We start from the raw sequence: 10049 nt of genomic DNA, 5'->3' as shown, positions 1-10049 counted from the left end.
CACCAGACGGGTAATGTCGCGCAAAATATTTTCACGGTTCTGTTCAGCAAAGGCGTCGATGGACGCCCAACGCGGATCGTTCATGGAAGTACCTCCCAGGATGAATTATCAATCGGTATTAGTATAGCACAGCATCGCAAAATGTAAAGAGTACCTCCGGCACACAAGTGTCATTGACATGGCACAACTTTTGTGATATATAGTATTTAGTAATCCTAAGCATATGGATATGGGAGGTGTGCCAATGGCAGCAGGCAGCGAACAGAGGTTTGCCCAACAACTGAAAAAAGGTGTGTTGGAGATGCTGGTGCTCCGTTTTTTGGCGGAGAACCCCAGCCACGGGTATGAATTGATTGTGCGGCTGCGGGAAAAAAGCGGCGGGCTTTTGGAATTGAAAGAGGGTACGCTCTACCCTATCCTCTATCGTCTGGAAGAAGAAGGCTGCATCACCTCTGTATGGAACAGTCCGGACGGGAAGGTTTCGGTAGGCAAAATTCCCAGACGGGTCTATACGGTAACAGATGCGGGCCACGCTATGCTAACACGGCAATGTGAAACCTGGCATCACTTTGTGGACTGTGTGGAACAATGCATGGAAGGAGAATCGCAATGAAATGGAAAATTGGCAACACAACATTGGATGTTCTGCCGCCGGTCAAACGGTACATGAATGCCATTGAACGGCATTTGCGGGTAGACCGCAAAACCCGTGTGCGTATTATGACAGAACTGGCCAGCGACTTTCAGAGCCGCCGAGAGAATGGGCAAAGCGACGAAGCGATCATGCAGGAGCTCGGCTCCCCGGAGGAAGTGGCCGCAGAGTTCAACGCGGCACTGGATGATGAAACCGTGCAGCCCGTCAGCCGCTGGCGTTGGGCCTTTGTCGCACTGGCAGCCGTCATCCTTTTGGCAAGGTTCATTTTGCCCGAGTTGTTTTTACTGCAGTCACATACCAGCAGCATCGGCGTCATCGGCGGGGCAGACGGCCCCACGGCCATTTTTGTATCAACAGAAACTTCCTCCGGTTTATGGGAAGTCCTTCCCTGGCTTCTGGGCTGCGCGGCCGGATTTCTGGCGGCAGGCTGGTGCCGCAGAGGTTCCGGCAAGCGGTATGCGGTCCCCTTTGTGCTTTGTCTGATAGGGATTGTGCTTCAGCTTTTTATGGTCTTTGTGCTGCAGCAAATGCCGGGTTTGCTTGCAGGAGCTTATCTGCTAAGCCAGTTGACTACCAGCGGGGTCTGGCTTTGCCTGGTTGTAGCGATATGGACTGTATGGGAATGGAGGCACTGCAAAAGGTCCGGCAAAAAAAATTGATATTTTTTCAAACCGGGCTTGACAAGCCAGGTTTTCCATGCTAGAATAATACTCGCATTTGGCGGCAGCCACTGAGGAGAGGTGTCCGAGTGGTTTATGGAACTGGTCTTGAAAACCAGCGATTCGCGTGAGCGGACCATGGGTTCGAATCCCATCCTCTCCGCCATTTTGTATAACAAGTGAATATATCATCACTTTGACTTGTGGAGTAATACTCAAGAGGTCGAAGAGGCGCCCCTGCTAAGGGCGTAGGGTCCGAAAGGGCCGCGAGAGTTCAAATCTCTCTTACTCCGCCACCGTAAAACCCGCGTTACAGCTTGAAAAAGCCGTAGTAACGCGGGTTTTCGTTTTTTCAATAATGTGAGATAATGCGCAATAATGCTATATACTGGTTCGTAAAATGGTCGTATTTCTTTAGTAAGGTCGTAAAAAGGTCGTAAAAAATTGTGTCCATAATGGACACAAAAATCCCCCAGCCACCCGGCTTCTTCCGGACGGCTGGGGGATTTTCACTATTTACAGGTTATGGTCGGTATCGTCCGGCAGGTCAATCTGGTTTTCAGCCAACTGCTTGCCAGCGGCCAGGAGTTTGGTAAGCCAAGCGGGAACGTTTGCTCCCATTCCAGTTGCATTTTCAGCGATGGAACCCAGTTCGGTAAAGATGTACCACACCAGGATTACAGGAAGTACCAGAACTGTATAATCGACTCCAAGGGACGGGAAGTGTGCTACAGCCATGCCCAGCACACAGTCAGCTACGGCGGCTACAATTACTACAACCACCATACCGCCTTTATGCCAGATCCCTGCGCGAGCTACGGCGCTGGACCAGTTACCTTTTGCCGCAGCGGCCGCGCTGCCACTGATCCAGTCCAGAACCATGCAGCCTACCCAGGCCAAAATCAACCAGCCCAGCCAACCAAAAGCCGCGCCATAGGCCCCCATAAGCGCAACCACAGCCGCTTTTACAGCCAGAAAAATGTTATCGTTTTCCATGATTTTATCTCCTTCAAACTTTAGTGTAGTCACTGTGATACAGTCTCTGTTCAGTCAGCTGCAGCCGCTCACAAAGCCGCATAATGTACCAGGCATCCCCGGAGCTGACTGGTCCGATGTTAATTGTCTGCAGCATCTTCTCGGCGTCATTCCACTTGCTGGTATAAAGATGGTTTTCTCCGGTGATGTTCAAACTCTTGCAGAGGGCTTCGATTTGCAGCGCATCTCCCATCGTTACCGGCCCAATAGCCAATACCTGCTTGCATGCGCTCAGGTCCGGCGCGGGATTCTCTTCGGGAGCCGTAAATCCGTTGAGGCTCGCGTCCTGGATGACCTTCGGATAGTCTTTGTAAACCCGATTGCAGTCCAAGCTCTTTCCGAACCCCGGAACCCCCAGGGCGTTCTGGCTGCTGTACTGCCAGATTCCATAAGGCAGAGGGCTTGTACACCGGCTTCCATACTGAGCAGCCCACACATCGTAGCAGGCAAGTTCCTTCCAGTTGAGTTTTGTCTGGATGAAGTTGGTACTTGCATACAGAATACCGTAATACCCGGCTGCCTCCACCTCTTCCAGGAAGGCTTTCACCATGGCGGTGCGGGTGGCATTATCCAACGCCAGGATGCCCGGCTCATACTCGATATCATAAGCCACCGGCATTGTCGGTTTAAGCCCCTGAATAACCTGTAGGCAGCAACGGGCCTCCTGACGTGCCTGCGCAGGGCTGGTGGCGTAGCTGTACCAGTACACGCCCCAGTTAACCCCGTACAATTCACACCCTGCCACATTTCGCTTAAACTGCGGATCGATCTGTTTGGTGCTGTTTCCATAGCCTGCTCGAATCATGGCGTGGGAGATACGGGCATTTTTAACCGTCGCCCAATTCATTTCGCCTTGCCACTTACTTACGTCAATTGCATAAATCATGTTATTCACATCCATTCCTCAAAGTTTTACAGAATAAATAGCATATAGGATACACCTACTTGTATTGGTTGATCCGGAAGTCGGTTACACACAGCAAAGGCTCCCTCCTTAGCCGGAAATTTTTACTGCTCTGAAAATCAGACCCGCGCTCTGCTGGCCGTTGACTGTATTACCGCTCCAGTTTGTCACGTTCAGGTTCATGGTTGTAACGCCACTGCACTGTATCACACCGGCCAGGCAAAACTGATACTCGCTCAGTGAACAACCGCCAATGTTATCGATACTCACGATTCCTTTACCGATTGCGTCGGGTTTCCACCCGCTGGCCGCCACCATCCACACCCCCGCCGAAGGTATTTTCAGCGTGCCGATAGTGCCAACACCGCCATTGTTCACAGTGCCGGTGGTAACTGAGCTGCCATAAACCAGTGTACCTGTGTTGCTCATTGCGGTTTTGATCTGGGCATCGGTCTGGGCTTTGGTATAGTAATTGGACAAGTCAATCCGGGTGGCAGTGTTGATCCAGTCGCTCGCGTCACTATCCCATGTCCAGATTGTATCAGTATCACCAACAAGCGCCCATTGTCCATCCTGCCCAGTCGGATGCGCACTTCTCAACGCAGATTCATTTTCGTACCAGCCCAAAGCGCCCTGGGCAACTTTTTGGGCTTCAGCACACCAATACTTTGCATTGTCCGTATCTTCCCCTTCACGGGTTCCGGTTCCACCCACAGCCCAGCTTTGTGATAGCGTGGCACTGTCAGCAGCTTCTGACGCGTTCTGCTTCGCTTGCCGGATATCTTCGATATTATCTTGAATAAATTTTATTGACTCTTCGTTTTCCTGAACAACCCGAACGCTTTCTCCTGCATCTTCGGCGCTTTTGGCGGCGGCTGATGCGCTTTCACTGGCCTGTCTGGCATACTCTGCGATTGTCTTTCGCTCGGTCTCATCTTCAACCGCATCATCTTGAACAGGATTGCGTTGAACGATAAATTGAATAGGAGATGTGCCCGCAATTCCACCGCCAACCAGCAATTCCAAGATAGGATCAAACACACCTTCTTGCGTTGTCATTTGCGTTGTAATTTCTACATAAACTCTATCGCGATCCTCATTACACCCCAGAACAGGATTATACACAGCAAGTTTATTGCGTTTTCCCATCCGGATATTGACTTCGGCATCCTCGGGCAGCTGATAAGCCGTACCGCCTTTATTTAAGGCCACTTCAACGACAGGAAGTGTTTTGTCGTACTGTACAAGATAAATCTTGGGAGGTTCTCTGCGAAGGTCAAAGTCAACAGAACAGCGCTTGATCTGAGCGGTTGACGGAGGCGAATAGATCATAACTTTACTCATTATACTTCTCCTCTTTCAGAGCGCTTTTCATTCCGCCGATTGGATATTCTACGATGATTGTCCCGGATTCCCTGGCAATATGAACACGCTGGCCAGGTTCGAAAGTAGCCGACGCATTATAGGGGTAATGCTTGTCGGAAGCAGCAGTATCACCCGGCAGTATCAAAGCGATACCATCACTATGAACAGATGCAACCGTAGCAATACTCCCACTCTTGACTGTACTCTCCAGCGATTTTTTCTCTTGATAAGTCTTAATCAACACTGTAATACACCTTCTTTGCCGTATGCGCCATTTGACCACCCGGAATACAGTTCAACGTCCAGTCCTGTTCCTCCAGCAAACCGATCCTGTCGCGCATCATCAAAATACTGTCATTCAAGCCATGTGGACGCTCCATGTCCCCACAGGATGTGAAGGTATAGCTTGCAGCTCCCATCATACTCAACAGCATGCGATTTTTGACGTGTGTCTCTAACGCCTCCTGGGATGCTATACCATCCACCGTTTGTACACTAACAATCCGGCGACCACGGCGCATCAAACTCAGTGGGCTTGTTGGGTTTACATTTTCTGCAACAGCACGTAGTTCCTGGTCCAAGTCCGCACTGGACACGATATCTACAAACACGTTAGCTGCATCAAAAGTATCCGCCTGAACACTCATCGGAATGCTCAATAGCGTTGTTTCCTCATTGCCATATCGATGTGTTTTGCTATGAATCGATGCAGGTTCCCACGGCTCGGCAACAGCCACACCATTTCCATCGAAGTAGATATCGCGGTAATTTATTTCGGCCAGTAGATCAGATACAACCGTATAACGCGTTGTTCCTGTTTCCCACGCATGGTCTGTCATCAACACTTCATCGTTCTCGATAATGCTGACCACCCTAATACCAGCTGCAAGTAATTGCTCACGGATAGCCGTTGTGTATTTTGTTCCGGCCCGAATCGTCAGGCTTTTTTCCAGAGAACTCAAATTTCGCAGCGCATATCCCTGATCGTATCCAGTCAAATCCTGTGTGGAGTGGCCGTAATCGTCAGTAATTACCGGTGATGTCGTGATATTAAAAAGGCCGAGCGGTATACGCTCGGCATTATTCACGCGCACCACACTCAACATATCGGTCAACCAGTTCACTGTATCGTCTGGCTCTACCGTCAAGCTGATTGTGCTCTTGACCTCTGCATTGCCTGTAAATCGGATTTGCGGCGTACAATCACTCGGAACATGCAACACTTTATAAGGGGCTCCGCCACGCATGGCGATAAATTCATATCGTATCATACTTGACGACCTCCTGCTGCGTTTCGGTCACGTTCAAGGTTATCGCTGTACATCCAAACTCACGACTCTCCTGCATATCTTGAAAAACTCCGATTGCCAGGTGACCATCCCTGTCTTTATAAATAACCTCCTGCCCTGCCAAACTGCGCAAAACAGATAATTCGCTGACACTCTTACAAGCATGAGCAATCGCATGCGTGACCACTCGATTTCCGGAATCATGCCACACCGGCTTTTCTTTACTCCAATACTGCTGCAAGCTACCGCCGACACTGATGGTCTTACTGTAGTTCTGGTAACTGGTTGCATATTTTAGCGCCAGCCACCAATCCCCATGTAATGGACCTATGGCAGCATAAGGCACACTGGGTGCGGCCATAACAGGAGCGCTATCCGTATAGTATCCATCTTCATCAAACACACGCACTATATAAAGGTAAGCTTTTGAGCTAGTACGGTCCGTATATACTCCGCCGGAAGCCTTTCCTATCAGAAAACCATCACGCAAAATGTAACCTGTATTACCATTCCATCGGAGCATTACCTCACCCCAACGACTTTCGGCATGCAGATTTACTGGAGTTCCAGACAGATTTTTCACGTTGATTTCGCACGTACTCCATGGAGATACATCTCCATAGGTATTATAGATACGTACCTGCAAGGTGTGCTTTCCATCACTCAATACAGCATCAGACTGCCATACCTTTCCAGTACCATATCGAACACCAAGACTTACTCCATCCACAGCTATTTCATAGCCGTCTTGCTCCTTTGCCTGCCAACGCATCAGTGCCAGTGGCTTGTTATCATAGTAGGATATAATTGGAGCCACAGGAGCACGGCGAATCGCAAAAATAGCGGCACCCGAATACTCACCAAATACGCCGTCTGTATTTTTGGTTCGCACACGCCAATAAATAACACCTGAAGGGAATACCCCTGCTTTTGCCTGATAGCTGCTAGCATCATCATCGGCTGAGGCAAAAACGTTGTAAGATGCGCCGCTATCGCTTGAATAGCTGATTTCCCATCCATACTGCGCTGTTCCGGTTATGTTTGCGTGGGCCCAAGTAAAGGTAATTCCCTGCACCGCATCATCCAGATATTCTCCAGCAGGACTAATCGCCACTGGTGTACTGGGCGCGTCCTTGGTCGATACTGTAATTGTATCGCTGGTTGCGGTAGATCCGGTGTTTGCCACCGCCTCTACATACCAGTCAAGAGTTTCAGCCCCCTCAGCAAACGTAAATGCCGGAACATCACAGTATTGCTGTGATCCGTTCACGCTCATCTTGTGCCAGGTGACCTCATTATCTGTCTTGAAATGAAGCACAGCACTGCGTTGCACCACGTCACCCGGCGCATCATCACTGTCAACACTGAAAGCCCAGCTGAAACGGTTAATGATTGCCCGTGGAGCATGGGCCCCCTCGGCAGGCGTTACACCTTTAACCGAAATAGGCACCTCAACGTTGGTGCATTGAACCCATCCGGAAGTATGTTTTGTTCCTACAGTGCTAGTGGCCACAACACGCCACTGGTAGCTTCCAACCGGAAGAACTCCGCAATTTACATTGACATGCGTTGTTCCGTTGTTCACACTTGCGAACTGTGCAGGCTCCGGCATGTTGTCCGTACGATACTGCAGAACTGCAGACCCTTGCTGCAACGCTCCACTGATGGAACCACTTGCAATTGACCCTGTAAATGCCCAACTGAAAACAGATTCAAAACCAAAGTACGTTTTACTGGTTGGACGTAAATCATCTACTTTGGCAGTGGGGTCTACCAGACTAAGCGTGTACGTGGGGCTTTCCGTTACAGTTCCAGATGCATAAGCACCTACCAGGACCTTCCAGCGCAGGCCCGTTCCACCGGACCACTGTGTTGTGTCCAAATCATACGAGGTCGCACCGTTTGCAAGCGGTACGGTTTTTACATTACCGCCGTTTTGGTCAGTAATTACAATTTGGCATGTAGAATTGCTTCGTTCAAATTCGTCCTCGGCGTCAGTTGTCCACTCCAAACGATATTTCGTATAACGTGCGATTGAACCGCTTGTAAATGTACTGCCTGTAGGAGTGATTTTTCCCTGGTATGAGTCAACTGCCAAAATTGGCATATACTTAATGTTTACCGTACCATTTGTGCAATTGATGTAAATACCATTGGTCAATGCAGCTCGGACCATTGCTTGAGACCAGTTTGTTGCCACACTGGTGATCTCTGGATTCCAATCGCTGCTTTCAGCAGACATTGATGTATTAGGATAATACTTGCCACCGCCGGCCGCCGGATGAATAGAAGCTCTAATACTATCAGACATTCGCGCATATTTAGCATGAACAAAAATCTGATAGACATATCTGCTACTACTAAAACCGCCTGTACTAAAATTGAAGAAGGATCTCCATGCAAATTCAGAGCTGTCTGGATACATCTGTGGATTTGATGCGCCTGTGGAAGTCCAGCTATGATGCTTCAATTCTTCTTCACCCCCTGCCGGATAGTAACTGCTTCATTCTTGGCGATCTCTACGATGTCGTTGAACTCTTTCACATTTTTGGCATCGATGACAATAGTTCCGATACTGATTGTCTCGCCGCCCAGCATACTTCTGGTTTGCCCATTGGTATAAATTCGCTCTCCACCACGCAGATTGATCAACTCTGGCCCGTTTTCTCCCACCAGAGCCAGTCCGCCTTTTGCACTGCGAGTTCCGGTAGCGTAACGAGGCATGTTGCTGTTGGCCGCCTGCATGGTCCCTGTGGTAGCCGATGTGATACTGTTCATTGCGTTCGTGACGTCGTTTCCCTTGCCAATCAGTACAGCAATTACAGCAATAAGCGCTGTAATTGCGGCAACAATAAGCAGGATTTTAATATACAATGGGTCCATAAGCCCAGTGACCCCCGTGATCAATCCCGACACAGCACTTACTGGCCCCTGGAGTTCTCTAACAGCTTTAACCACCAACAGTACTACGGTAGCAATACTGGTAATAGCAATGACTGCTGTTAACACTGGTGTGGGAATAGCAGTTAACAGTTCAGCAAAAGCCGTAAGAATGGGAAGTAAAGCTTCCGCAAACTGCAGATGCACCGCATCCCCTTGTTTATCAAGCTTTTGTAGTGCATCATTCAACTGTACAAGACTCTCACGGGTTTCATCGTCCATAACATATCCTACTTCATGCGCATCGGCAGCAAGTTCCTGTAACTTTTGGGATCCTGCTTCGATAAGGGGATTTAACTGTGTGGCCGATTCACCTAAAATTTGCATCGCATAGGCATCCCGCTCGGTCTCGTTTTTCATACTACCCAGTGCATCAATAACCTCCAGGAACACCTCGTAGTTATTCCGCAGGCTACCACGGCTATCTGCCACTTTAACATCCAATTCCTTGAACGCAGCAGCTGCATCGCCGCTTCCTTCCCGAGCCGCCTGCATACTATTGGTCATTTCCTTTAGGCTATCCTGCAGTGTATCAACACCAACATCAACAAATTCACTTGCATATTCAAGTTCCTGAAGCCGTTCAGCCGTCAAACCCGTCTGCGCCGCAAGTGTTGTCAATTCATCGGCTCGCTGGCTCATAGAAATAGTTGTACTTCCTAGCGCAGCTACCATCCCACCAATAACTGTAACAGCAGCAGCACCGCTGGCAGAAAATTTTTCCAACCCGTCTACCGCACTTTGCATGCTGGGCGGCAGATTTACGCCAAAAGCATCAGCCAGGCCATTTACCACATCCGCAAGACTGGCCGTAGACTTATTCACGTTTTCCTGCTCTTCACGCAAATCTTTCAACAGATTTTTTTGGCGTTCCACCTCAGTCTGAGCGCTGATCAGGCTAGATCTCCACTGCATCGTGGTCTTACTGGCTTCTCCTTCACGGCGAACGGAGTTCTCATAGGCCTCTTGCAGTACGGCAACCTTGTCTTTATAACTCTGCAGGGTCTGGGCAGCAGCATCATATCTCTGTTTCAGTGCAACTTGACGGTCATCAAGTTCTTTGGTCTGCTCGGTAACAAGCTGCATCTGCTGCTTGTTTACCTTCAGACCGGCATTCACCTCACTTAACGCTGCTTTGAACTGCTGGTCATTTTCAACGACCAAGTTAACGCCTGCTTTAGGCAAACTCATCTGCAAGCCCC

At 49.4% G+C, this 10049-nt stretch carries 9 protein-coding genes and 2 tRNA genes; 4 read left to right on the top strand and 7 right to left on the bottom strand.

Annotated elements, in window-relative coordinates:
• The first annotated feature begins 244 nt into the window (after window positions 1–244).
• From H6B10_RS01050 to H6B10_RS01035, 4 genes are all read left to right on the top strand, one after another.
• Window positions 245–613: a PadR family transcriptional regulator gene (locus H6B10_RS01050; RefSeq protein WP_204649058.1), complete on the top strand. Its 369-nt coding sequence runs from the start codon at window positions 245–247 to the stop codon at window positions 611–613.
• A complete protein-coding gene (locus tag H6B10_RS01045; RefSeq protein ID WP_204649057.1) occupies window positions 610–1314 on the top strand; it encodes an HAAS signaling domain-containing protein in 705 nt (234 codons plus the stop codon). Before H6B10_RS01050 ends, H6B10_RS01045 begins: the two co-directional genes overlap by 4 nt.
• A gap of 75 nt (window positions 1315–1389) precedes the next feature.
• A tRNA-Ser gene (locus H6B10_RS01040) sits at window positions 1390–1480 on the top strand.
• 39 nt (window positions 1481–1519) lie between these two features.
• Window positions 1520–1610: transfer RNA gene (locus H6B10_RS01035), tRNA-Ser, on the top strand.
• 220 nt (window positions 1611–1830) lie between these two features.
• Here the strand turns inward: H6B10_RS01035 and H6B10_RS01030 are convergent.
• From H6B10_RS01030 to H6B10_RS01000, 7 genes are all read right to left on the bottom strand, one after another.
• Entirely contained in the window at window positions 1831–2310 is a 480-nt protein-coding gene (locus H6B10_RS01030; RefSeq protein ID WP_204649056.1) for a phage holin family protein, read from the bottom strand.
• Between the two features lie 13 nt (window positions 2311–2323).
• Entirely contained in the window at window positions 2324–3235 is a 912-nt protein-coding gene (locus H6B10_RS01025; protein WP_275951042.1) for a glycoside hydrolase family 25 protein, read from the bottom strand.
• Between the two features lie 108 nt (window positions 3236–3343).
• Window positions 3344–4597 (bottom strand): hypothetical protein, encoded by a 1254-nt coding sequence (locus H6B10_RS01020; protein ID WP_204649054.1) that lies wholly within the window; start codon window positions 4595–4597, stop codon window positions 3344–3346.
• Entirely contained in the window at window positions 4590–4862 is a 273-nt protein-coding gene (locus H6B10_RS01015; RefSeq protein WP_204649053.1) for a hypothetical protein, read from the bottom strand. The genes H6B10_RS01020 and H6B10_RS01015 overlap by 8 nt, the downstream gene beginning before the upstream one ends.
• Window positions 4852–5889, bottom strand: coding sequence for a hypothetical protein (locus H6B10_RS01010; protein WP_204649052.1), 1038 nt, complete (start codon window positions 5887–5889; stop codon window positions 4852–4854). Before H6B10_RS01010 ends, H6B10_RS01015 begins: the two co-directional genes overlap by 11 nt.
• Window positions 5876–8377, bottom strand: coding sequence for a hypothetical protein (locus H6B10_RS01005; protein ID WP_204649051.1), 2502 nt, complete (start codon window positions 8375–8377; stop codon window positions 5876–5878). The genes H6B10_RS01010 and H6B10_RS01005 overlap by 14 nt, the downstream gene beginning before the upstream one ends.
• Complete coding sequence (locus tag H6B10_RS01000; protein WP_204649050.1) at window positions 8374–10038, bottom strand: hypothetical protein; 1665 nt, start codon at window positions 10036–10038, stop codon at window positions 8374–8376. Before H6B10_RS01000 ends, H6B10_RS01005 begins: the two co-directional genes overlap by 4 nt.
• Between the last annotated feature and the right edge of the window lie 11 nt (window positions 10039–10049).

Origin of the sequence: Gemmiger formicilis, assembly GCF_016901605.1 — a bacterium.
Lineage (GTDB): Bacteria > Bacillota > Clostridia > Oscillospirales > Ruminococcaceae > Gemmiger > Gemmiger formicilis_B.
The sequence above is the reverse complement of the archived record's forward strand: the minus strand, read 5'-3'. Positions and strand labels throughout refer to the sequence as shown.

Excerpts from the sequence above, each read along its gene's own strand:
- H6B10_RS01050 (WP_204649058.1), top strand. The coding sequence starts at position 245 with ATGGCAGCAGGCAGCGAACAGAGGTTTGCCCAACAACTGAAAAAAGGT.
- H6B10_RS01045 (WP_204649057.1), top strand. The coding sequence starts at position 610 with ATGAAATGGAAAATTGGCAACACAACATTGGATGTTCTGCCGCCGGTC.
- H6B10_RS01030 (WP_204649056.1), bottom strand. The coding sequence starts at position 2,310 with ATGGAAAACGATAACATTTTTCTGGCTGTAAAAGCGGCTGTGGTTGCG.
- H6B10_RS01025 (WP_275951042.1), bottom strand. The coding sequence starts at position 3,235 with ATGATTTATGCAATTGACGTAAGTAAGTGGCAAGGCGAAATGAATTGG.
- H6B10_RS01020 (WP_204649054.1), bottom strand. The coding sequence starts at position 4,597 with ATGAGTAAAGTTATGATCTATTCGCCTCCGTCAACCGCTCAGATCAAG.
- H6B10_RS01010 (WP_204649052.1), bottom strand. The coding sequence starts at position 5,889 with ATGATACGATATGAATTTATCGCCATGCGTGGCGGAGCCCCTTATAAA.
- H6B10_RS01000 (WP_204649050.1), bottom strand. The coding sequence starts at position 10,038 with ATGAGTTTGCCTAAAGCAGGCGTTAACTTGGTCGTTGAAAATGACCAG.